The organism is Bradyrhizobium erythrophlei, assembly GCF_900129505.1.
Classification (GTDB): Bacteria; Pseudomonadota; Alphaproteobacteria; order Rhizobiales; family Xanthobacteraceae; genus Bradyrhizobium; species Bradyrhizobium erythrophlei_D.
Map to the genome: position 1 here is coordinate 9,107,992 of NZ_LT670818.1, position 23,008 is coordinate 9,130,999.

Annotated in this window: 24 protein-coding genes; 16 read left to right on the forward strand and 8 right to left on the reverse strand. The window is 64.1% G+C overall.

The window, feature by feature from the left end; genetic code table 11:
- Positions 1–117: 117 nt before the first annotated feature.
- Positions 118–1,194: a 3,4-dihydroxy-2-butanone-4-phosphate synthase gene (gene ribB, locus B5525_RS43105; RefSeq protein WP_079572613.1), complete on the reverse strand. Its 1,077-nt coding sequence runs from the start codon at positions 1,192–1,194 to the stop codon at positions 118–120.
- 158 nt (positions 1,195–1,352) lie between these two features.
- Between ribB and B5525_RS43110 the strand changes: the two genes are divergently transcribed.
- Together B5525_RS43110 and B5525_RS43115 are read left to right on the forward strand one after the other, a co-directional pair.
- Complete coding sequence (locus B5525_RS43110; protein ID WP_079572615.1) at positions 1,353–2,594, forward strand: PLP-dependent aminotransferase family protein; 1,242 nt, start codon at positions 1,353–1,355, stop codon at positions 2,592–2,594.
- A gap of 45 nt (positions 2,595–2,639) precedes the next feature.
- The gene (locus B5525_RS43115; RefSeq protein WP_079572617.1) at positions 2,640–3,518 is read left to right on the forward strand and encodes a DMT family transporter; all 879 of its coding nucleotides are present in this window, start codon (positions 2,640–2,642) and stop codon (positions 3,516–3,518) included.
- 18 nt (positions 3,519–3,536) lie between these two features.
- Here the strand turns inward: B5525_RS43115 and B5525_RS47430 are convergent, their stop codons facing one another.
- Positions 3,537–3,668 carry a hypothetical protein gene (locus B5525_RS47430; protein WP_276328830.1) on the reverse strand — a complete coding sequence of 44 codons (132 nt, stop codon included), beginning with the start codon at positions 3,666–3,668 and terminating at the stop codon, positions 3,537–3,539.
- A gap of 73 nt (positions 3,669–3,741) precedes the next feature.
- Here B5525_RS47430 and B5525_RS43125 point away from each other — a divergent pair, with 73 nt between their 5' ends.
- Both B5525_RS43125 and B5525_RS48140 read left to right on the forward strand, forming a co-directional pair.
- Positions 3,742–4,332 carry a hypothetical protein gene (locus B5525_RS43125; protein ID WP_244567776.1) on the forward strand — a complete coding sequence of 197 codons (591 nt, stop codon included), beginning with the start codon at positions 3,742–3,744 and terminating at the stop codon, positions 4,330–4,332.
- A 39-nt stretch (positions 4,333–4,371) separates the two neighbouring features.
- Positions 4,372–4,710, forward strand: a complete 339-nt coding sequence (locus B5525_RS48140) for a hypothetical protein (protein ID WP_425305247.1) — start codon at positions 4,372–4,374, stop codon at positions 4,708–4,710.
- A 228-nt stretch (positions 4,711–4,938) separates the two neighbouring features.
- Here the strand turns inward: B5525_RS48140 and B5525_RS43135 are convergent, their stop codons facing one another.
- Positions 4,939–5,757, reverse strand: a complete 819-nt coding sequence (locus B5525_RS43135; protein ID WP_079572618.1) for an aldo/keto reductase — start codon at positions 5,755–5,757, stop codon at positions 4,939–4,941.
- 152 nt (positions 5,758–5,909) lie between these two features.
- On the opposite strand from B5525_RS43135, the gene B5525_RS47435 reads away from it, so the two are divergent.
- Positions 5,910–6,038, forward strand: coding sequence for a hypothetical protein (locus B5525_RS47435; protein WP_276328831.1), 129 nt, complete (start codon positions 5,910–5,912; stop codon positions 6,036–6,038).
- A 71-nt stretch (positions 6,039–6,109) separates the two neighbouring features.
- On the opposite strand, the gene B5525_RS43140 is transcribed toward B5525_RS47435, so the two are convergent.
- Positions 6,110–7,690 (reverse strand): alkaline phosphatase D family protein, encoded by a 1,581-nt coding sequence (locus B5525_RS43140; protein ID WP_079572620.1) that lies wholly within the window; start codon positions 7,688–7,690, stop codon positions 6,110–6,112.
- Positions 7,691–7,824: 134 nt separating this feature from the next.
- A complete protein-coding gene (locus B5525_RS43145) occupies positions 7,825–8,292 on the reverse strand; it encodes a hypothetical protein (protein ID WP_079574536.1) in 468 nt (155 codons plus the stop codon).
- 492 nt (positions 8,293–8,784) lie between these two features.
- On the opposite strand from B5525_RS43145, the gene B5525_RS43150 reads away from it, so the two are divergent.
- The 7 genes from B5525_RS43150 to B5525_RS43180 are packed head-to-tail and all read left to right on the forward strand — an operon-like array spanning position 8,785 to position 16,203.
- Complete coding sequence (locus B5525_RS43150) at positions 8,785–9,069, forward strand: helix-turn-helix domain-containing protein (RefSeq protein WP_079572622.1); 285 nt, start codon at positions 8,785–8,787, stop codon at positions 9,067–9,069.
- Positions 9,066–11,084, forward strand: coding sequence for a hydrogenase 4 subunit B (gene hyfB, locus B5525_RS43155; protein ID WP_425305248.1), 2,019 nt, complete (start codon positions 9,066–9,068; stop codon positions 11,082–11,084). The genes B5525_RS43150 and hyfB overlap by 4 nt, the downstream gene beginning before the upstream one ends.
- The gene (locus B5525_RS43160) at positions 11,075–12,031 is read left to right on the forward strand and encodes a respiratory chain complex I subunit 1 family protein (protein WP_079572624.1); all 957 of its coding nucleotides are present in this window, start codon (positions 11,075–11,077) and stop codon (positions 12,029–12,031) included. The genes hyfB and B5525_RS43160 overlap by 10 nt, the downstream gene beginning before the upstream one ends.
- A 5-nt stretch (positions 12,032–12,036) precedes the next feature.
- Positions 12,037–12,699, forward strand: coding sequence for a hydrogenase-4 component E (locus B5525_RS43165; RefSeq protein ID WP_079574539.1), 663 nt, complete (start codon positions 12,037–12,039; stop codon positions 12,697–12,699).
- Entirely contained in the window at positions 12,696–14,147 is a 1,452-nt protein-coding gene (locus B5525_RS43170; RefSeq protein WP_079572626.1) for a hydrogenase 4 subunit F, read from the forward strand. The genes B5525_RS43165 and B5525_RS43170 overlap by 4 nt, the downstream gene beginning before the upstream one ends.
- 12 nt (positions 14,148–14,159) lie before the next feature.
- On the forward strand, positions 14,160–15,671 hold the full coding sequence (locus tag B5525_RS43175; RefSeq protein ID WP_079572628.1) for an NADH-quinone oxidoreductase subunit C: 1,512 nt from the start codon (positions 14,160–14,162) through the stop codon (positions 15,669–15,671).
- A gap of 1 nt (position 15,672) precedes the next feature.
- Positions 15,673–16,203: an NADH-quinone oxidoreductase subunit B family protein gene (locus B5525_RS43180; protein WP_079572630.1), complete on the forward strand. Its 531-nt coding sequence runs from the start codon at positions 15,673–15,675 to the stop codon at positions 16,201–16,203.
- Between the two features lie 18 nt (positions 16,204–16,221).
- On the opposite strand, the gene B5525_RS43185 is transcribed toward B5525_RS43180, so the two are convergent.
- Positions 16,222–16,548: a helix-turn-helix domain-containing protein gene (locus B5525_RS43185; protein WP_079572632.1), complete on the reverse strand. Its 327-nt coding sequence runs from the start codon at positions 16,546–16,548 to the stop codon at positions 16,222–16,224.
- A gap of 100 nt (positions 16,549–16,648) precedes the next feature.
- On the opposite strand from B5525_RS43185, the gene B5525_RS43190 reads away from it, so the two are divergent.
- A complete protein-coding gene (locus tag B5525_RS43190; protein ID WP_154073768.1) occupies positions 16,649–17,368 on the forward strand; it encodes a spermidine synthase in 720 nt (239 codons plus the stop codon).
- 98 nt (positions 17,369–17,466) lie between these two features.
- On the opposite strand, the gene B5525_RS47690 is transcribed toward B5525_RS43190, so the two are convergent.
- The gene (locus B5525_RS47690) at positions 17,467–17,757 is read right to left on the reverse strand and encodes a hypothetical protein (RefSeq protein WP_079574542.1); all 291 of its coding nucleotides are present in this window, start codon (positions 17,755–17,757) and stop codon (positions 17,467–17,469) included.
- 417 nt (positions 17,758–18,174) lie between these two features.
- Complete coding sequence (locus tag B5525_RS45205; RefSeq protein WP_154073769.1) at positions 18,175–18,351, reverse strand: hypothetical protein; 177 nt, start codon at positions 18,349–18,351, stop codon at positions 18,175–18,177.
- Positions 18,352–18,705: 354 nt separating this feature from the next.
- Between B5525_RS45205 and B5525_RS43200 the strand changes: the two genes are divergently transcribed.
- From B5525_RS43200 to B5525_RS43210, 3 genes are read left to right on the forward strand one after another with little or no spacing between them, the layout of a single operon-like run.
- Entirely contained in the window at positions 18,706–19,620 is a 915-nt protein-coding gene (locus tag B5525_RS43200; RefSeq protein ID WP_079574543.1) for an ABC transporter substrate-binding protein, read from the forward strand.
- Positions 19,620–21,239, forward strand: a complete 1,620-nt coding sequence (locus B5525_RS43205; RefSeq protein WP_079572634.1) for an amino acid ABC transporter permease/ATP-binding protein — start codon at positions 19,620–19,622, stop codon at positions 21,237–21,239. Before B5525_RS43200 ends, B5525_RS43205 begins: the two co-directional genes overlap by 1 nt.
- A gap of 40 nt (positions 21,240–21,279) precedes the next feature.
- A complete protein-coding gene (locus B5525_RS43210) occupies positions 21,280–22,521 on the forward strand; it encodes an acetamidase/formamidase family protein (RefSeq protein ID WP_079572636.1) in 1,242 nt (413 codons plus the stop codon).
- The last annotated feature ends 487 nt before the right edge of the window (positions 22,522–23,008 follow it).

The following is a 23,008-nucleotide window of genomic DNA, read 5'->3' on the forward strand; positions in this document are numbered from 1 at the left end:
ATCCAGTATTCCGCGACACTTATGAGAATCGAGATGCGGGCGCTTACTGGATCACCCGCCTTCGCAGGTGACGACAGCGGAATCGTGCAGAACGCGCGCCCTGGAATGACGAGAACGCTAGCCTTCAAGCTGTTCGCTGGAGACGATCTCGATGCCGAAGCCGGACAATCCCTTGTAGTCGTGCACCGACGTCGTCAGGTTCCGGATCGAGGAGACGCCGAGATCGCGCAGGATCTGCGCGCCGACGCCGACTTCGCGCCATTGCCGGTTGCGGTCGGCCTCCGCGGATTTCTCCTCCGGGAGCGGATTGACGGGAACGCCGGCGGCGCCGTCGCGCAGGTAGATCAGTACGCCGCGACCCTCCTTCTTGAAATGCTCGAGCACCGCCTGCATGCGCTTCGGCCCGGTAAAGAGTTCCTTGACGATATTCGGCTTGTGGAAGCGCGTCAGCACGTTCCTGCCGTCGCCGATCCCGTTATAGACGAACGCCACATGCGCGATGGAATCGAACGGCGAGCGGTAGGCATAGCCCTGCAGCGGACCGATCGGGCTGTCGGTGGTGAAGGTCGAGACCCGCTCGATCAGTTTCTCGCGCGCCTGGCGGTAGGCGATCATGTCGGCGATGGTGACGTGCTTGAGCTTGTGATGGGCTGCGAAACGGGCCACCTGCTCGCCCTTCATGACGGTGCCGTCGTCGTTCATCAACTCGCTGATGACGCCGACCGGCGGCAGGCCCGAGAGCTTGCAGAGATCGACCGCGGCCTCGGTGTGGCCCGAGCGCAGCAGCACGCCGCCGTCGCGCGCGATCAGCGGAAACACGTGGCCGGGCCGCGCAAAATCGCTGGCGCCGACGTTCGGATTGGACAGCGCCCGGCAGCAGGATGCGCGTTCGTCGGCCGAGATCCCGGTGCCGCCGTCCGACTTGTAGTCGATCGACACCGTAAAGGCGGTGGTATGGCTGGATTCATTGTGCGCCACCATCGGGTCGAGCCGCAGCCGGCGCGCGTCCTCGCCGGTGATTGGCGCGCAGACGATGCCCGAGGTGTGGCGGATGATGAAGGCCATCTTTTCCGCGGTGCACAGCGACGCCGCGACAATCAGATCGCCCTCGCCCTCGCGGTCTTCGTCGTCGGTGACGACGACCAGTTCGCCCTGGGCAAAGGCGTGCAGAACTTCCTGGATCGGGTCGGCCATTCTTTGAGATCTCGCTTTGTGGCAGGGAGCATTAGCCGGACTCGTGCGCCCGCGCCAGCTTCATTACGCAGGGCAGAACGGCTTTGGCGGCGCAGCGAGACAAGGGCCGCGGACTTGTCTAGGATCGAACCCAACCAAGAACAAGGGAGACGCCGGCCATGACCTCAGCAACGTTCGACTTCGCACCCCTGCTGCCCGCGGGGTTGCCCGCGCCGGCAGCGAAGTGGACGGGTCTTGCGAAATACAGTTTTGTCGGCGGCAACAACGATCCGGACCAGGTTCCGGTCGAGGGCCTGATCGAGGCCGTCAACGCCGTGCTGCGGCGCGAGGGCAAGACGCTCGCCACCTACGGGCTGGCCAGCGGCCCGCAGGGCTATCGTCCCTTGCGGGAATTCCTCACCGGCAAATTGAAGCACGACGCCGGCATTGACTGCGCCGCCGACGACATCCTGATCGTCTCCGGCTCGCTGCAGGCGCTCGACCTCGTCAATGCGACGCTGCTGGCCCGCGGCGATACCGTAATCATCGAGCGCGACACCTATCAGGGCGCGCTGAACCGGCTGACAAGGCTGGGCGTCAGTGCGGTCGGCATTCCCCTCGATCAGGACGGCATGCGGATGGACGCGCTGGCCGAGACGCTGTCCGACCTGACGCGGCGCGGCATCATCCCGAAATACATTTACACCATCCCGACCGTGCAAAACCCGACCGGCACCATCATGCCCAAGGCGCGCCGCACCGAGCTGCTAAAACTCTCGCAGCAATATGGCGTGCCGATCTTCGAGGACGATTGCTACGCCGATCTGATCTGGGACGGAAAACGCCCGCCGGCGCTCTACGCCATGAGTACGACGGGCGGCGTCATCCATATCGGCTCATTCTCAAAATCGATCGCGCCGGCCCTGCGGGTCGGATACATCGTCGCGCCCTGGGCGATGCTGTCGCGGATACTGGCAATGAAGACCGACGCCGGCAGCGGCGCGCTGGAGCAGATGGTGCTGGCTGAATATTGCGCGCCGCATTTTGCAAGTCACGTCCCGAAGCTGACGCGCGGCTTGCGCGCCAAGCTGGACACGCTGATGGAAGCGCTCAACGAGCAGTTCGGCACCTCGGCCGAATTCGAGGACCCCAAGGGCGGCATCTTCCTGTGGGTGAAATTGCCCGACCATGTCGATACGCTAAAGCTCTACCAGGCCGCCCTTGCCGCCGGCGTCGCCATCAATCCGGGCCCGGAATGGTCGACCGACAAGGCCTATGCCGGCAACCGCCTGCGGCTGTGTTTTGCAAGCCCGTCGCGTGAACAGATACGCGAGGGGGTCGCGGTACTTGCCGAAGTCTGCCGCAAGGAATTCGGCGTGCCCGCGCGCATCGCCAATGTGGAGGCACGCGCCCACATCTGAGCGTCGCGATATCCGGCACGACCACAACCTGACAGGATTTCCGGTATGGCAGGGACTCATTCCCAGCATCGCCTAGGCGTTGCACTCGTTGTGGCCGCCGCCGTGGCCTGGAGCACGGCGCCGTTCTTCACGCGGCTGTTGCCCTTCGACTCCTGGACCATCCTGTTCTGGCGAGGGCTGTTCGGCGGCGGGCTCATCGCGGCGATTCTGGCGCTGACGCAGGGCCGCGCCGGTTTGCGCGATCTGACCAGGATGGGAAGGAACGGCTGGCTGGTCGCCTCGCTGTCGACGCTTGGCATGGTGTCGTTCATTCCGGCCCTGCAGCTGACCAGCGTGTCGAACGTCGCGATCATCATCGCCACGGGCCCGTTCGTCGCCGCCGCCTTCGCCTGGCTGTGGCTTGACGAAGCCGCGCGGTGGCAAACCATGCTGGCCAGCCTTGTGGCTCTCATCGGCGTCGCCATCATCGTCGCCGACGCCCGCACCGGCTCCGACGTGCTGGGGATCGCGCTCGCCTGTTTCATGACCGTTGCGATCGCGGCCATGACGGTCACGGTCCGGCGGCACAGGCACACGCCGATGGTGGCGGCGGCCGCGATCTCGAACCTGCTGGGCAGCGTCGTCAGCATTCCCTTCGCCCACGGCATTGCCAGCGTGGCGGCAACCGACCTCGTGATCCTGGCGATGTTCGGGTTCTTTCAGGTCGCGCTGGGATTGACGCTGTTCGTGCTCGGCTCGCGGCTATTGCCGTCCGGACAGGCGACCCTGATCGCGACGCTGGAGACGCCGCTGATGCCGTTTTGGGTATGGCTGGCGTTCCAGGAGGTCCCTGCAACGCGGGCGCTCGCCGGTGGCGCGCTGGTGATGGCAGCGGTGGTCGCCGATATCGTCAACGACAGCCATGGGCAGAAGCGAGCGAGCTGATCCGCGCGGCGCCCGCCGTCATCCGTCGACGTGAAACTCGACGTTGACCTGACCGCTGCCGCTTGAGGGGAAATATTCGCAGAGCTGCTCGGCGGCGCCATGATAATCGTAGCAGCCGAGCGCCGCGAACAGCATGATGGTATCGGCCATGCCACCCTCGCCGTTGCACTTGACGGCGTAGTCCGGAAGCGCTGCCAGGGCACCGCAAACGGGGATTGGACGGATGTTGCTTACCCGTTTTCCGCAAGCCGGCGTTGATGGAGCGCGCCGCATTGCACAGCGGGATCGAAATGCTAAGGTTCGAGCACGAGTGACGTCAGGGCGCGGAGATTGGGACTTGAACGGGCAAATTAACCGACGGACGCTGGCCTGGCTGTTTGCCCCGGCCTTGGCCGTGCTCTTTTCCCTGGTGCTCCCGCGCGGCGCATCCGCGGAGACCGTGGCCCAGACCGTACTGAAGTGGGGATTGATCGGCCCATGGTCGCTGGATTGCTCGCTCAGACCAAACCGCGACAGGGGCGCGGTGCTCAACTATGAGATCGTGGGCGATGACAGGGTTGTGTTCCGGCGCGATTTCGGCGACCAGACCGATGAAAGCGAAGTCGTCACCGCTGAAATTTCCGCAGACGGCACGCTGAATCTGCGCGTATTCTTCCCGAGCCTCAAGCAAACCCGCGAATACGGCCTGACGATGCAGCCCGACGGCACCGTGCGCGCGATCTATAACCGCAACCAGAAGAACGAATACAGCATCAGGGATGGCAAATTCACCACCGATGGGAGCCCTACGCCGCCGCAGTACAAATGCAAATAACGTACGGCTGGCCCCAGGAAAACGAATGCAGCGATTGACGTGCGCATCGCGCGCCGATCGTTGCTGAACAACCGTTCAGAATTCTCTTCGGTTTCCCGGGGAACGTTCCCCGGGGATGCGATGTTTAATCCTCACTCAAACGAGGAGGACAACATGAACATGAAGAAGTTTGGTTACGTCATGGCGGCGCTGGGCGCGATCGCCATCGCCGCGCCGACGATTGCAAACGCCGAAACCGCCGTGATCAGGCACGACGCTCATCCCTACGGCGCCCGCGCCGAATTCCGTGAACATGGCGATCACGGCCGGCATGAAGGCTGGCATCGCCACCATGCCGACAGAGTCGTGGTCATCAAGCATCGCCATCACGACTACTAAAGACAAAAGGCCGACACAGGAATGGCCCCGCGAGGGGCCATTTTCCTGTACGCCGATATGCCCTGGCGTCGTCTATCCGGCAAAGTTCGTCATGCCCGGCCGTAGCAGTCTGCATTGCACAGACCGCGTAAACTTGTCTGCGATGCCGGGCATCCACGTCTACCTTCACTTACGAAACAAAGACGTGGATGGCCGGGACGAGCCCGGCCGTGACGAAAAACGGAATCGCTAGTCCCATGCCGGGGCGAAACCGGGGTTCACGCAGCGTCTGTCTTTCGGCAGGCCCGCGATCGCCTTGATGTCCTCGTCGTCGAGCCCGACATTGAGCGCGCCGAGATTGGCCTTCTGGCTTTCGGTGCGCGACGCCTTGGGGATCGCGGCGACGCCGTCCTGGTCGAGCAGCCATTTCAGCGCCACCTGCGCCGCGCTGGCGCCATGCTTGCGGCCGATCGCCATCAGCGTCGGGTCGGACGCCACCTTGCCCTGCGCCAGCGGACAATAAGCCACCAGCGGGATCGATTTCGCGGCGAGATATTTGCGCAGCGGCGTCTGATCGAGCATCACATGGTATTCGACTTGGTTGCAGGCGATCGGCGCCTTGATCTCCTCGACCACGGTCTTCAATAGCGCGACGGTGAAATTGGCGACGCCGATGGCGCGGGTGCGCCCCTCCCCCTTCAGCTTCATCAGGGTTTCGAACATCGCCGGCAGGTTCATGTTCTTCGACGGCCAGTGCACCAGATAAAGATCGACATGGTCGAGCCCGAGATTTTTCAGGCTGGTGTCGAACGAGCGACGGATCGCATCCGGCGCGAGGTTTTCGTGCCAGACCTTTGTCGTGACATGCAACTCCTTGCGCGGGAGGCCCGCTGCCGTAATGGCGGCACCGATGGGCTCCTCGTTGCCGTACATTTCCGCGGTGTCGATATGGCGGTAGCCAAGGCCGAGCGCACTTTCGACCGCCGCGCGACAAACATCGCCCTGCATGCGAAAAGTGCCGAGCCCGAGCCGCGGCAGGCTGATGCCCTGGGTTTGCAGATGTTCCATGATGACTTGCCTTTTGGGATTAGAACCCGCCGGATGAGTTTCCGGACGCCGGCGAAGGGGCGCGGGGTTGCAAGGATAGGTGAGACAGCGTACTGCCGTTTGATAGTCTGCCCGCAGAGCAGTGTCCAAATCAAGGTCGAGTGTGGCTAACGATGGTCAGCGCGTTACGACGATGGCTGGAAGCCAATGAGCTGCTTGCGATCGTCACCGGCGTGGTCGGCGGGCTGGTCGTGCTGGCGATGGTGCTGGTGTTCGGCGGCTATCTGATCGTGGCGCGCTGAGATCTTTTGTTTGACGCGTTTTCTTCACGCGAACCGGTACCCACTTCGCTCGAAAACGCTATGGATGCCGGTCAGATGTGCTGAGCCAGCAGTTTTCCGGGTCGCGCGTCCGGCCGTGGCTCGATATCGACCGACCATAGATCGCGGTTGCCGACATCCTTCAAGGTCACGGTCATGACTTCCGACCGGCCGTCGATATCGACGCGGCCGAAGAATTGCAGCCCGAAACAGGGCGCGAGATTGTCGCCCTGCTCCGCGCTGCAGCCCTTCTGGAACATCGCCTTCGGCCCGAACGTATTGTCGAGTTCGCCGGGGGACCAGGTGCCCGCATGAAGCGGGCCCGAGACGAACTCCCAGAACGGCTCGAAATCGCTGAAGACCGCGCGGTTCGGATCGTAATGATGCGCGGCCGTATAGTGCATGTCGGCGGTCAGCCACACCGTATTGCGGACGCCGGCGCGCTTGACGAATGACAACAGATCGGCGATCTCCTGCTCGCGCCGCTCCGGCGGGCCGTCGCCGAGCGCGATCGCATCGAGGCTGACCAGCCCGATCGGCAGGTCAGCGGCAATCACTTTCCAGGTCGCGTCAGAAGCAGCCAGTTCGCGCTTCAGCCACGCCAGCTGCGCCTTGCCGAGGATAAACGTATCGCTGCCATCGTCACGCCTGTTCCAGGTCGAATCGCGATAGCTGCGCATGTCGATCAGGAACACGTCGAGCAGCGGCCCGTAGGAAACCCTGCGATAGACCCGGCCGGCTTCCTCGCGGCTCTCGCGCATCGGCATGAATTCATGAAAGGCGCGGGCCGCGCGCGCGACCAGCCGCGACGTGCCGTCCTCGCTATAGCCGGTCTCGTCGGCGCTGCCGATCGGCGACCAGTCATTGGTCACTTCGTGATCGTCCCACTGCGCGAACATCGGCACCTCCGCGTTGAAGGCGCGCAAGTTTTCGTCGAGCAGATTGTATTTATAATTGCCGCGAAACTGCGCGAGGCTGTGCGCGACCGCGGATTTCTCTTCCGTCACGATATTGCGCCAGACCTCGCCGTCAGGCAGTTTCAGCTCGGACGGCACCGGACAATCGGCGTAGATGTGATCGCCGGAATGAATGAAGAAATCGGGGCGGTTCTCCAGCATGGTGCGATAGGTGCGCATGCCGCCGCGCGAGGCATCGATGCCCCAGCCCTGCCCCGCGGTATCGCCCGACCAGACAAACGAGATCGAACGGTCGTCGGTCGGCGCGGTGCGGAAATGCCCGGTTTGTGTTTCGCCCGGAATCCCCGAGATGTCTTCGAAACGCACGCGGTAGAAAATATCCTGCCCCGGCGGAAGGCCTTCGAGCAGGATCTTTGACGTGAAGTCACGATCCGGCAGCGCGTCCGCGGACGCCGCGCCGAGGATGGTGTCAAAACGTTCGCGCGTCGAATATTCGACCCGCATGCGCGCGGGCCGGTCGGCTCTCGCCCACACCATGGCGGAATTGGTCGACACGTCGCCCGACTGCAGCCCGCAGGTGATCCGCGGACGGTCCGCAGCGCGGCTGAGATAGGGCTTTGCAAGACTTCCAAGTCCTGCCAGCGCCAGCGTCGAGGCCGAGCGGACCAGCAGATGCCGCCGGGTCAGTCCCCGTTTGCCGCGTATCGCAATCGCCATGAAAAGCACCCTCGTCGAATCGCGACGAAGGGTGCCTGTCGAGTTTGACTCCCGGCCGAAGGTTTTGCGACGGGTGTGTGACTCCCGAAGATGGGTTGAACGGCTACGTGGTTACGATTTCCACGCTTTCGGGATCAGCGCTTCCAGTTACAGATGCCGCCGGACCTGCAGGGCCAGACCTGAACCCGCGTATCGAACGCTTGGGCATCGAGCAGATTGCCGTGGCGATAGGCGAGTTTCGTGCGCGCCGCGCCGCGCGGCTTCCCGGCTTGCAGGCGTGGTTTCTCGACGCGCACCCTGGGCTCCTCGACCCGCACCCACGGCTCCTCGACGGGCAAATGGGCAATGCGCGGGCTTTGCATGTGGAGCCTGGGCTCGGCGGTCGGCTCCGCACCTACCTGCGGGCCCTCGCTGTCGCGATCGCCGCTCGCCTCCACCGGAAGCGGCTCGAATTCGGCCGTAGGACCGAGCTTATTCGGCGACAGCACTGCCCTGGAAAGGTCGAGGCCGAGGAACTGGTCGGGACGATACTCGTCAGCGATCGACACCCCGCTCCATCCCAGAAGCAGGGCGACGGCGACGAACAGATTTTTCAGGACCACTCGAAGCCTCCCGAAATCCAAAAACTGCAGCAAGACCCTGATGTAGGAAACAAACGCGCGCAATTCCACACGATGTCGCGGGAAAGGTTACTGTCTGCCGGGGCTGCAGATTGCAATTTTCACGATTTTGTTCCGGAAGTGGGAACATATGCCGTTCGGCGCTGACGTTTCGAGTGGCGGTAGCGACGCGCGATCCGATCGTCGGCCCGGCAGAACCTTGATCCCCGTCAATCCGCGGCGGCGAAGATCGGATATCCAAAACGAAAGACTCCCGATAAAGCCCACGCTTGATCAGGCGAAGGCCTCGATCAGGCGAAGGTCCCGTTGCGGCCGTCGATATCGGCAAGCCAAGTCGGCTCGCTGTCACCATCGCCCCCTCCCAAAACGACGCCTTAGAATAGATATTTAAAACATCACTTATTGACACTTTGGCATCATTAGTTACGATGCAGCAGTGATGTTTGATGGGGATTCGGGTCCCGGGGCAGACTCATGTTCACAGCGGCACAATTGCGAGCGGCCAGGGTGCTTCTCGGCATCGATCAGCGCCGGCTCGCCGAGATGTCCGGGCTTTCCGTGCCGACCATTCAGCGCATGGAGGCCTCCGAGACCATGGTGCGCGGCAACGTCGATTCGCTGGTCAAATTGATCGCGGCGTTCGACGCCGCCGGGATCGAGATGATCGACGAAGGCGCCGCCAGCACCGCACAGGGGCGCGGGGTGCGCCTGCGGGTCGCCTCGGGTGCGGCCAAATCCGTTCCGGGCGATCGCTCATGATATCGACGGTGGCTTTACAACTGTCCTGTGCCGCAACCCTGCTGGCCACCGCCATTCTCGCGATCATGCTCAGCCGCAGCGAGCGCGCCACCACCATCATCTACGGCGCCACGCTCGTCGTCAGCCTGGTCGCCTTGTTCGGCGCGATGCGGGCATTGCTCGGCAATGCCGCTGACGGCTCCGATATCACCTTGCCGGTCGGATTGCCGTGGCTCGGCGCGCATTTCCGGCTCGATGCGCTGGCCGCGTTCTTTCTCGTCGTCGTCAATCTCGGCGGCGCTGCGGCAAGCCTGTATGGCCTCGGCTACGGCCATCACGATCCCTCCCCGCATCGCGTGTTGCCGTTCTTCCCGGCCTTTCTGGCCGGCATGAATCTCGTGGTGCTGGCGGACGACGCGTTTTCCTATCTGCTGTGCTGGGAATTCATGTCGCTCGCGTCCTGGGCGCTGGTGATGGCGCACCACCGCGAACCCGGCAACGCGAAGGCCGGCTACGTCTATCTGGTGATGGCGAGCTTCGGCACGCTCGCGCTGCTGCTGGCATTCGGCCTTTTGGCAGGACCGGCCGGCGATTACGGTTTCGCCGCGATCCGCGCGGCGCCGCACACGCCCTATGTCGCAGCGCTGGTGCTGATTCTGATGCTGCTCGGCGCCGGCTCGAAGGCCGGCCTGGTGCCGCTGCATGTCTGGCTGCCGCTCGCCCATCCGGCGGCGCCCAGCCATGTCTCCGCGCTGATGAGCGGCGTCATGACCAAGGTCGCGATCTACGGCTTCATACGTGTCGTATTCGATCTCTTGGGACCACCGACCTGGTCGGCGAGCGTGATCGTATTGTTCCTCGGCAGCATCACCGCGGTCATGGGCATCCTCTACGCGATGATGGAGAACGACCTCAAGCGGCTGCTCGCCTACTCCACGATCGAGAATGTCGGCATCATCTTCGTCAGTCTCGGTCTGGCGCTGGGCTTCCAGGCCAACGGCATGAAGCTCGCGGCGGCGCTGGCTTTCACCGCGGCGCTGCTTCACGTGCTCAACCACTCCTTTTTCAAGAGCCTGTTGTTCTTCGGCGCCGGCGCGGTCCTGACCACGACGGGCGAGCGCGACATGGACAGGCTCGGCGGCCTGATTCACCGCCTGCCCTACACCAGCGTCGCCGTTCTCGCCGGCTGCGTCGCCATCTCGGCGCTGCCGCCGTTCAACGGCTTCGTGTCGGAATGGCTGATGTTCCAGGCTGTGCTGCAAAGCCCGGACCTGCCGCAATGGGCGCTGAAGATCATGGTGCCGGCGGTCGGCGCGATGCTGGCGCTGGCGGCAGCGCTGGTGGCGGCAACTTTCGTCAAGGCCTATGGCGTGGCGTTTCTCGGCCGGCCGCGCAGCGTCGCGGCGGAAACCGCCAAAGAAGTCGACCGATACTCGCTGACGGCGATGTTCATCCTCGCCGCGCTGTGTCTGCTGGCCGGCATCCTGCCGGGAGTGGTGATCGACGCGCTGTCGCCGATCTCGCTCGAGATCCTCGGTGGCCGGATGCCGATCCAGGCCGACGAGGCCTGGCTGTCGATCGCGCCGATCGCCGAGAGCCGCAGTTCCTATAACGGACTGTTGGTGATGCTGTTCATCGCGATCTCCGCTTCGCTCGCGGTGTTCTTCATCCATCGTTTCGCCTCGCACGCGCTGCGGCGCGGACCGGCCTGGGGTTGCGGCTTTTCGGATTCCGCGCCCGAGGCGCAGTATGGCGGCGCAAGCTTCGCCCAGCCGATCCGCCGCGTGTTCGGCACCATGGCGTTCCACGCCCGCGATCACGTCGAGATGCCGGCCCCCGGCGATACCCGGCCGGCGCGGTTTCGGATCGAACTGCACGATCTGATCTGGGAGGGCATGTATGCGCCGATCGCGGGCGCGGTCGGCGTTTCCTCGGAATGGCTCAATCAGCTGCAGTTCCTAACCATCCGCCGCTATCTCAGCCTGGTCTTCGCCACCCTCGTCACGCTGCTGCTGGTGCTCGCGATATGGTCGTAATCTCCGACATATTGGTGCAGGGCGCCCAGATGCTGCTGGTGCTGCTGCTCGCGCCGCTGTTGACCGGCTTCGTGCGCAAGGTCAAGGCGCGGCTGGTGCGGCGCCAGGGCGCCTCAGTGTTCCAGCCCTATCGCGATCTGTTGCGGCTCTTGCGCAAGGAAGTGGTGCTCGCCGACAACGCCTCATGGCTGTTCCGGGTGACGCCCTACGTCACTTTCGCGGCGATCTGGGTGGCCGCGGCTTTGGTGCCGACCTTTGCCACCGGCCTGTTGTTCAACTGGACCGCGGACCTGATCGCCATCGTGGCGCTGCTCGGCAGCGCGCGATTCTTCCTGGCGCTCGCCGGCATGGACGTCGGCACCAGCTTCGGCGGCATCGGCTCCAGCCGCGAGGTCATGATTGCAGCCCTTGCGGAGCCAGCGATGCTGCTGATCGTGTTCTGCATGGCGCTGGTCGCAGGCTCGACGCAACTCTCAACGGTCGCGAATTTACTGGCCTCGTCCTATGTCGGATTGCGCGTGTCGCTGGGGATGGCGCTGGTCGCGCTCGTGATGGTAGCGCTGGCCGAGAACGCGCGCATTCCGGTCGACAATCCCGCAACCCATCTCGAACTCACCATGGTGCATGAGGCGATGGTGCTGGAATATTCCGGGCGCCATCTCGCGATGATCGAATTCGGCGCCTTCCTCAAGCTGCTGCTTTACATCTCGCTGATCGCCTGCGTGTTCCTGCCCTGGAAGATTGCCGTGTTCGGCACCGGGCCGCTGGCCTATATGGTCGGCGGCGTCGCCTACATCATCAAACTCGCGGTCGCGGGCTTCCTGCTGGCGCTGTTCGAGACTGCGACGGCGAAGATGCGGGTGTTTCGCGTACCGCAATTCCTGGGCGCGGCGCTAATGCTCGGCCTGCTCGGAACGCTGCTGCTCTTCGTGTCGAGGAGTTTCTGATGCAGATGCACAGCCTCTCCTTCGACATATCGCACACGCTGGCAGGCAGTCTCGTCTTGATCAGCTTCCTGATGCTGTACCAGGACCGGCTCTATTCGCTGCTCAACGTGTTCGCGCTGCACGCGCTGGTGCTCGCGCTTTCCGTCGCCTGGCAAGCCTTCATCCAGGATGCGCCGCATCTTTACGTCACCGCCGCCATCGCGCTGGTGTTCAAGGCGATCGTGATCCCGGTGGCGCTGCACCGCATCGTCAAGCAGCTCGGGATTCACCGCGACATCGAATCCGCGGTCGGGATCGGCCCGACCATGCTGGCCGGCATGGGGCTGGTCGCGCTGTCGATGGTGCTGATGCTGCGGGTCACCGCGGAAGCCGATCCGCTGGCGCGCGAGGACCTCGCCTTCGCGCTGTCCGTCGTGCTGCTCGGACTTCTGGTCATGGTGACGCGCCGCAACGCCGTCAGCCAGGTCGTCGGCTTCATGTCGCTGGAAAACGGGCTGGTGCTGGCGGCGACCGGCGCCAAGGGCATGCCGCTGGTGGTCGAGATCAGCGTTGCCTTCTCGATCCTGATCGCCTTCATCGTGATCGGCATCTTCCTGTTCCGGATCCGCGAACGTTTCGATTCCGTCGACGTCTCCGCCCTCGACGACTACCGGGGCGAACACCGATGAGCATCTCTTCGTACGATCCCGTCGCGGCGGTGCTGCTGATCCCGATTGGCGCGGCGGCGTTATTGGCCGCGCTGCCGGGCTATCGCCTCACGGCGCGGCTGAACGTCGTGGCGAGTCTCGCGACATTCCTGTCGGCGCTGTCGCTATTCGCAATCGATCGTCCGCCGCCGGGTCCTTACGTACTGATCGACGACCTCAACATCGTCTTCATCGTGCTCAACACCTTCGTCGGCTTCACCACTTCGATCTTCAGTGCGAGCTATATCGCCCATGAACTCGAAAGCGGGCGGCTGACGCCGGTATATCTGCGTTTCTACCACGCGATGTACCAGACCATGATGTTCGGCATGAATCTGGCGTTCGTGTCGAACAATATCGGCCTGATGTGGGTGGCGGTGGAAATCGCGACGCTGACCACGGTGCTGATGGTCGGCATCTACCGCACCCATGCGGCACTGGAAGCGGCGTGGAAATATTTCATTCTCGGCAGCGTCGGCATTGCCTTCGCGCTGTTCGGCACCATCCTGGTCTATATGGCGGCGCGGCCGGTGGTCGGCGAAGGCCAGGACGGCATGATCTGGACACTCCTGATCCAGCATGCGGCGAAGTTCGACCCTGCTTTGCTCAACGTCGCCTTCATCTTCCTGTTTCTCGGCTACGGTACCAAGGTCGGGCTGGCGCCGCTGCACGCCTGGCTGCCCGACGCGCATGCCGAAGGCCCGACCCCGATATCGGCGGTGCTGTCCGGCTTGTTGCTGAACGTCGCGCTCTACGCGCTTCTGCGCTTCAAGATCCTGCTCGCCGCCGCTCCTGACGCGATCGCGCCCGGCCCGCTGATGGTGACGATGGGGCTGGTCTCGCTGGTGTTCGCGGCCTTCATGCTGTACCGCCGCCGCGACATCAAACGCCTGTTCGCCTATTCCTCGATCGAGCACATGGGCATCATCGTGTTCGCGTTCGGCATGGGCGGCCCGCTCGCCAATTTCGCAGGCCTTCTGCACATGGTGATGCACAGCCTGACCAAGTCGGCGATCTTCTATGCGGTCGGCCATATCTCGCAGATCAAGGGCACGCAGCGGATCCACCGGATCCGCGGCCTGACGGTAACGCACCCCGCGCTCGGCTGGGGGCTGGTGGTCGGCGTGGTCGCGATCGCAGGCCTGCCGCCGCTCGGCATCTTCATGAGCGAGTTCCTGGTCGTGAGTTCGACCTTCGCGCGCCAGCCCCTGCTCGCCATCGTCCTGGTGTTCGGCCTGCTGCTCGCGTTCGGCGCGCTGACGTTGCGCCTGACCACCGTTGCCTTCGGCAGACCGCGCGGCAGCACGGCTTCGGCGCAAGCGTCCTATGTGCCGATGTTCGCGCATCTCGCCTTGGTTCTATGCGCGGGGATCTATCTTCCCGCGCCGCTCGTCGCCTGGTTCCAGCATGTGGCCCGCCTCCTCGGATAGGATGAACAGGATATGCCGTCGCTGATCGATCGCATTCTGGAAGGCCGCGCAATCCGGCACCGCAACCCCTGGCCGCGCGCCGAGGTCGGTGCGCATCTCTGGAGATTTGCGATCAACGAACTGGCGCAGGGACGTCTCGGCTTGCTTGGCCTGTGGGGCGAACCTTCGACGGTGCATATGGCGATCATGGATGGCGACACGGCGGAAATCGCGGTTCTCAGCCTGGACTGCCCCGATGGCGTTTATCCCTCCGTCGGCGCACTTCACCCGCCGGCGCTTCGCCTGGAGCGCACCGCCCAGGATCTGTTCGGCCTGGTCGCACAAGGCCTGCCCGACACCCGCCCCTGGCTTGATCACAATCAGTGGGGCGTGCGCTTTCCGCTTGGAGAACGTACCGACGCATTGCCGAACCCATCGCCCTATCGCTTCCTGCCGGTCGAGGGAGACGGCGTGCACCAGATCGCCGTCGGTCCGGTGCATGCCGGCATCATCGAGCCCGGACATTTCCGCTTCACCGCGAGCGGCGAGACCGTGGTGCGGCTGGAACAGCGGCTGGGATATGTTCACAAGGGCATCGAGGGGCTGATGACCGGCGCCACTCTCGATCGCGGGGTCCAGCTTGCGGGGCGCGTCTCCGGCGACAGCACGGTTGCCTATGCTTACGCGTTTTCAAAGGCCGCCGAGGCGGCGCTCGGGCTTGCCGTGCCCGAGCGCGCCGTCTGGCTGCGCGCGCTACTGGCCGAACTGGAGCGGCTTGCCAACCATCTCGGCGACATCGGCGCCATCTGCAACGATGCCTCGTTCGCGCTGATGCACGCCCATACCAGCGTGCTGCGCGAGAGCGTGCTGCGCGCGGCCGATACCGCCTTCGGCCATCGCCTGATGCAGGACATCATCGTGCCCGGCGGCGTCACAAACGATATCAACGATGCCGGTCGCGAGGCGATCCACGCCGCAGCGGACAACATCCGCCTGCACTTTCCGGCGCTGGTCGAACTCTACGACAACACCGCCTCGCTGCAGGATCGCACCGTCGATACCGGCCTGCTCAAGCCGGCGCTGGCCAGGCAATATGCCGCCGGCGGCTATGTCGGCCGCGCCTCGGGGCGATCCTTCGACGCGCGCCGGACGCTTGCCTATCCGCCCTATGACAGCCTGCGCTTCGAGGTGCCGGTGCTGAGCGAGGGCGACGTCAACGCGCGGGTCTGGATCCGGGTGCGCGAAGTCGAGCAAAGCCTGGCGCTGATCGGCCAGATCCTGGACCGGCTGCCGCAGGGCGAACTGCGCGCGGAAGTAACGCCGCGCCAGGAAGCGCGCGAGGGCATGGCGATCGTCGAAGGCTTCCGCGGCGACGTTCTGGCCTGGCTCCGCCTGCGCGATGGCAAGATCGAACGATGCCATCTGCGCGACCCCTCCTGGTTTCAATGGCCGCTGCTGGAGGCCGCCATCGAAGGCAACATCGTCGCGGACTTTCCGCTCTGCAACAAATCGTTCAACTGTTCGTATTCGGGCCAGGATCTCTGAGATGCGCAAACTGCTGCTTCAAAGCCTGTTTCGCTCGCCCCTCACCGAACCGGCGCCATTGCCGGACGACGCGGCGGTGGCCGAACTCGCAACCGCGCTCGGCCACGCGGCGCGGCGGCGGCTCGGCCGCAGCCTGTCGATCCGCGAGGTCGACGCCGGCTCCTGCAACGGATGCGAGCTTGAGATCCACGCGCTCAACAACGCCTATTACGACGTCGAACGTTTTGGCCTGCGCTTCGTCGCCTCGCCGCGCCATGCCGATGTGCTGATGGTGACCGGGCCCGTGACCAAAAACATGCGCGAAGCGCTGCAGCGCACCTACGACGCCGTCCCGGGCCCCAAATGGGTGGTCGCGGTCGGAGACTGCGCGCGCGACGGCGGCTGCTTCGCCGGCAGCTATGCGGTGGTCGGCGGCGTTTCCGAGGTGATCCCGGTCGACCTGCATATTCCGGGCTGCCCTCCTGCGCCCATGGCGATGCTGCAGGCCTTGCTGGCGCTGCTCGAGCGGGTCGACGCAGCTGCCACATCTTGAAGATCGTTTCGCGGTCGTTCAGCGCGCGCGTTCCAGCGCCCGCGGGGAAGACGGCTTCGGCTTTGTCTTCGTCTTGACCGACGTCTTCGGTTTCGTGACATGCTCGCGCAGCCGCACGCCGCGGCCGCCACTCGTGCTCGCACCACCGGGATTGATCAGCTCGATTCCGGCGCCATCGAGCGCCGCCACCAGCTTCATCAACGAATCGACATTGCCGCGGACGACGCCGTCGCTGGCCTCCATGCGCTGGATGGTCGGCACCGAGAGGCCGGCAAGCTCCGCCATTTGCCGCTGATCGATGTTCAGGAGCGCACGCGCGGCCCTGAGCTGATTGGCGGTGATCATGCAGTCGATTTCTCCGGTTCAGCGCTCGAACGGTCGGTCGCGGACATTGGCGTCCGACATCTTACATGATAAGAGATGTCTGATACATATTATTTAATGCATGGTGGCTGCTGTGCGGCTGTTGGGACGATACCAGGGCAGGAACGGCGAGATCGAGATCGTCGAATGCCTGGAGTCCGGCACCCGCATCTATTTCGAACAGGGCGTGCGGCAGAGCCAGGCGACGCCTGACGGCGAAAGCATCTTCACCTATGTCAGGCTGATGGACGAGTTGTTGTCGCGCGCGGCGAACGTCCTCATCCTGGGATGCGGCGGCGGCAATCTCGCCACCAGGCTGACCCATCTCGGCAAGCAACTGACGATCGTCGACAACAATCCGATCAGCTTCGTGATCGCCCACAAGTTCTTCGCACTGCCCGACGATCTCGCCTGCATCGTCTCCGATTTCCGCAAGTTCGTCTTTGCGGACGAGGCGCGTTACGACGGCATCGCCATTGACATCGGCGGTCCCGGTTTCAACTTCGACGAGGAGTTCGACGTCGAGACCTGCGAGGCGATCCGCGCCCGGCTGGCGCCGGGCGGCCGCATCGTCATGAATGTGACGGTGCCCAACGATATCGATCCGACCGCAGACCGGATCGCGGCGCGGCTCGCCGGCGACACCTTGCGGGTATGGATCATCGATGAGCAGGGCATCGAGGACCGCAATGCGATCCTGGCCTGCCTGCCGGAGCGGCAATTGAATGCGCGTTCAGCACTACAAGAGGTGATGGGCACCACCAGGGAGCGCTGGTCGATCCGGCACGGCAGGCTGCGCTGAAGCGGCCTGGCCTACGGACCGTCCAACGGCTGACAAGCCGTATAGCGCCCCCGCTCAACGGCCATCCTTTCTGGAACAGCAGCCCGGCGCGAACCGGATCAGTGCTTGAACTCGAGGACGATGACTACGCCCGTCAGTTCCGGCTCATGCGGTTTCAGACTGGTCAGAGTGGCGTCGCTCCAGTCGGCAAGACTAACGACTTCACCGGTCTGAGCTTCCATGTCAGGCGTTTCAGTCGGCTCCAGCACCTTGAGACCGGTACCGTCGAGAAAAAACGTGTGGTTCCCGAACAGATTGTTCAATTGGGTCACCGCGGGATGATCATCGGGAAGAACCTCGGCATCGAACTGGCTCAAGGTTTGTTTCACCTGTGCCGAATTTAGTTTCATGGGCTGCTCCTGTTCTTTACGCCAGTCCGCCTGGACGTTTTCCTCCTGGGGTGCCACGGTTTGCGGTACCTGGCACAATTTACTGCCCAGCGGATGATGCTTCTCGACTTCCGCTATCGCCTTGTTGGCGAGAACTGCCTGGTTCCTTACGCCTCGCCGCCACTCCGCCATGATCGCCTCGCCAGCGACGGCTTCCATGCCGGCGTACAATTCCTCGTCATGCGGCAGGTCAAAACAGCGCATGACAATATCCAGCGCCTGGTTGAGAACCAGCTCGTCTTCGGTAACCGCCGAAGGGAAACTCATCGCACATCCCTCCGGAAGTTGCGCCGAAATCCGGAAACGCGCCGGGGACCGGAGCGTTCCATCTTGAACTGCAGATCGAAAAGCAGGCGACGTTGCATCCGGGCCCAGGATTCAGCGCGCGAAGGCCGTGAGCAACGCCAGAACCACCGCGCCAGCCAACCCTGCGACAAAGATCGCGCGGCGAAGCGGCGTGCGCAGAATAATCTCGCCACCCCTGACCTTCTCGCTGGGATAGGCGGGCCGCGGCGGCCCGTTTTTCTCTTCAGTGATCTGAGTGGTCCGGGGCATCGCCAAATCAGCTCTCTGTTCGTTTGCACCCTGTCGAGCCAAATCAAACCGGCGGCGAAGGTTCCGCGCTCCCCGCGCAATCTTTGCCGGCGTCCGAAAGGCTCGGCGTCGGCGAGTTCGTGATACCCGACAGCCGAACCTCGTTCCGCCGGTGGGCGAGCCGGACGTTTGATCCCGGCTCTGCGCGTTTCCTGCGCCGATCGCCCATAAATTCCGCAGTACCTGCCTAAATCCTGGTACCCGCGCATCCAACTTTTTGTGCGCCCCGGGACAAGCCTGAAACCGGCAAGCGACCGTAGGCTTCCTTGGAACTTGGAACATGGCGTCGCCATGACAATTTCGAAGGAGAAACAGATGCACAGGCAGTTTTCCACCGAGGCCCGGCCGCGGCATTCCGCCGTGATCTCCGGTTTGCGCAATGCCGCGCTCGTTGCGTTCCTGTTGGCGGCCGTGTGGGCGCCGACATCCGCCAGCGCTGCGGCGCCTGCGGGCTGCGCGGCCCTGCAGGCCAAATATCCGCAATTCAAGGGCACGCAGCTCGTCAACGCCATCAACCCGCATACGCCGGGCTATGAAGCGATCGACCCGAAAGATCCGAACAAATATGTCGGCTTCGACATCGACCTCGGCGAGGCGATCGGCGAGTGCCTCGGCTTCACGCTGAGCTACAAGCCCGTCACCTTCGCGGCGCTCCTGACCACATTGGCGAGCGGACAGGCCGACATCGTGATCTCCGACATCTATGCCACCGAAGAACGGGCCAAGGCCGCCGACTTCATCACCTATTCGAAGGTGTTCGACGGCGTGCTGGTGGCCAAGGGCAATCCGAAGAAGATTACCGGCATCAATATCTCGATGTGCGGCGCGGCGGCCGCCGAGAATACCGGCTTCGTCGAGGTGCCGCTGGTGCAGGCGCTGATTCCGGAATGCAAGGCGGCCAGCAAGCCCGAGCCGACGCTGCAGCTCTATGACAACAACGCCAACTGCATCCAGGCGATCCTCGCCGGCCGCGCCGACACCTATGTCAACGACGTCAACACCGTCGACCAGGCAGTCAAGGCCAATCCCGACAAGCTGGAGAAGGCGATCGCGGTCACGATCCCCTACTCGGTCGGCATCGCCGTTCCCAGGGACAAGCCCGATTTCCGCGACGCCGTGATGGCCGCGCTGATCGAGGTCCAGAAGGCCGGCACCCACAAGGCCCTGCTCGCGAAGTGGGAGCTTGACCCCAACAACTTCAAAGAGCCCGATATTCTCTCGGTCAAGTAATGTCGCTGTTCGTCCACTATCTCAGCCTGCCGTATTTGAACGAGGGCATCTGGTTCACCGTCGCGGTGACCGCCCTCGGTCTCGGCGGCGGGCTGATCCTCGGGCTGGTGCTGGCGGCGATGCAGCTCAGCCGCTTCGCGGTGCTGGCCGCCCTCGCCCGCAGCTATACCGTGATCTTCCGCGGCACCCCGCTGATCCTGCAGATGGTGTTTGCCTATGACGCCTTGCCGCAGATCGGCTTGAAACTCTCGGCGGTCGGCGCCGCCGGCCTCGCGCTGGCCGCCAATGAAGCCCCGTTCATCGCCGAAATGCTGCGCGCGGGCGTGCTCGGCGTCGACCGCGGGCAGGTTCTGGCCGGCCAGGCGCTGGGGATGACGCCGGCCTTGCTGATGCGCCGCATCATCGCGCCGCAGGCGATCCGGACCATGATTCCCGCGTTCGGCAACGAGACCGTCAGCGCGCTGAAGAATTCCTCGCTCGCCAGCGTGATCTCCGTGCAGGAACTGACGCTGCGAAGCACGCAGCTGGCGTCCTCGACCTTCGATTTCTTCTCGATCTTCTTCGCCTCCGGGCTGATCTACCTCGTGCTCACCACGCTGGTCAGCGTGATCCAGCTGTTCGTGGAGCGCGCGCTCGATCTCGACCGCGTCACACCGCAGGGGCGGCTTGCGATCTTCCTGCCCTGGCGCCGCGTCGATCTGCAAACGAAGGCAAAACTCGCCGAACAGACCGCGCAAACCGCCCCGGCGCACAGCCTGCTGCCGGAGATGCCGGCGCCGCGCCCGACCTCGCGGAGCGACCGCGCCAAGCATGCCGCGATGGTCGAACGCAACAATATCGCCGTCGAGGTCACCGGCCTGCGCAAGAATTACGGTGAGCAAGCCGTGCTCAACGGCGTCGACCTCACCGTGCGGGTCGGTGAAGTGGTGGCGCTGCTCGGGCCCAGCGGATCGGGCAAGAGCACCTTGCTGCGCTGCATCAACCATCTGGAGAACTGGGATTCCGGCATGGTGCGCGTCGGCGGCCGCCGTCTCGGCCACAGCGACGACGGCAGGAAGCTGACCCCACGCGCGATCGCCAATGAACGCGCCAGCGTCGGCGTCGGCATGGTGTTCCAGCAGTTCAACCTATTTAGCCATCTGACCGCCCGGGAGAATGTCGCAGGCCCCTTGCGCTGGGTGCACGGCCTGAGCCGCACCGACGCCGACCGCCGCGCGCAGGAACTGCTCGAACGTGTGGGCTTAAGCCATCGCGCCGACGCGCTGCCGCGGCATCTGTCCGGCGGCCAGCAGCAACGCGTCGCCATCGCGCGCGCGCTTGCGCCCAATCCGAGCGTGCTGCTGCTGGACGAGCCGACCTCCGCACTCGATCCCGAACTCGTCAACGAGGTGCTGGAGGTGATCCGGCGGCTGGCGGTCGATGACGGGCTGACCATGATCATCTCGACCCATCAGATCCGCTTCGCCGACGAAGTCGCCGACCGCGTCGCGTTCCTGTCCGGCGGCTCCATCATCGAACAGGGACCGGCGCACGAAATCCTCAGCAATCCACAACACCCGGCCACCGCGCGCTTCCTCAGCGTGATGGAGGCCGACAAGGCGCCGGAGAGCACGTCATGACCCGCCGGCCGAGACTTCTCTTTCTTGAAGAGGCAATCGCATGAAGCACTATACGCTGCCGGTGTCGCCGGCTTCCGTTCACTGGGGCTATTTCAGCAAGAGGGTCGCGCCGTCCCTGACGCTGCGCTCGGGCGACCGCGCCACCATCGAGACCCTGACCCACCACGCCAACGACGATTACGAGCGGATGATCGCCAATGATCCCGGCGCCGAGAGCGTGTTCCACTGGACCCGCGAACAAAAAGCGGTCGTGCGCCGCGGCGCCGGCCCGACCGAAGGCCCGTTCATCCGCGGCTCCGGCGAAGGCCTCGGCGTCCACCTGTTGACCGGACCCGTCGCGGTCGAGAACGCCGAACCCGGCGACGTGCTGGAGGTCCGCATCCTGGATGTACGGCCGCGCCCCGCCTGTCACGCCTGCCACGCCGGCCGCTGCTTCGGCTCCAACGCCTCGGCGAATTGGGGTTTTCATTACCACGATTTGATCGAGGAGCCGAAGCCGCGCGAGGTCATCACCATCTTCGAACTCGACACCACGGGCGAGCCGTTCGCAAAGGCGGTGTACAATTACGTCTGGACCCCGCAGACCGACCCGGACGGCATCGTGCATACCACGATCGATTATCCGGGGGTGCGGGTCGATCACACAACCATCCGCAAGCGCGAGAATATCCTGACCCAGGTGAAGGTGCCGGCGCGGCTGCATTTCGGCACCATGGGGCTGGCGCCGTCGGAATCGGATTTTGTGAGCTCGATCCCGCCGAGCTACACCGGCGGCAACATCGACGACTGGCGCATCGGCAAGGGCGCGAAGATGTATTATCCGGTCGCTGTGCCCGGCGCTTTCTTCTCCGTGGGCGATCCGCACGCGGCGCAAGGCGACAGCGAACTCGGCGGCACCGCCATCGAGACGTCGCTGACCGGCGATTTCGAATTCATCCTGCACAAGAAGGCGGATCTCGACGGCACGGTGCTGGAGGGGCTTGCCCATCCGATGCTGGAGAACGACACCGGCTGGTCGGTCTACGGATTCACCTATCCGAACTACCTCGCCGAACTCGGCGCCAATGCGCAGACCGAAATCGCCAACCATTCCAGCCTCGACCGCGCGATGCGCGACGCCTTTCGCAAGCTGCGCCGGTTCCTGATGACGGTGCATCATCTGAGCGAGGATGAAGCCATCTCGCTGATGTCGGTGGGCGCCGATTTCGGCGTCACGCAGGTGGTCGACGCCAATTGGGGCGTGCACGGCACCATCCGCAAGAACATCTTCCGGTGCGACTGACGCGCCCGCGGATGGAACCACCTGACATCGGGGCCAGATCGCAAGTTGTAGCCCTCACGGGGATATCCGGGAGTTGCATCCACTGGCTGCCGCGGCAAGATGTCCGGCGGTTCTGGCACGGAGGTTGCTTCGATTTCCCTGTTTGGGGTCGATCCATGAGCTTCCGCCCATTCACGAGCGAATCCTATTCCGAAGGCGACCGGCTGGAGGCGTGGCGTGACGTTCTGAGCGCGGTCGGCCTGCAGCCTTCGCCCGGTTCGGCCGTTCACACCGGGCACGCGACGGCGTCACGCCGCAACGCCGACGGCGTTGTGCTGGCGCGGCTGGCGGCGGGATCGCAGGCGGTATCGCCGCTCCCCCATCCGGCCGTCGACATGCCGATCATGCTGCTGCCGACCGAGGACGGCGTCACGCTGCGGACCGCCACCGGTCATCAGATCATTTCGATCGGGCACCTCCTGCTGTTGCCGCGCAAGGGCGACTGGAG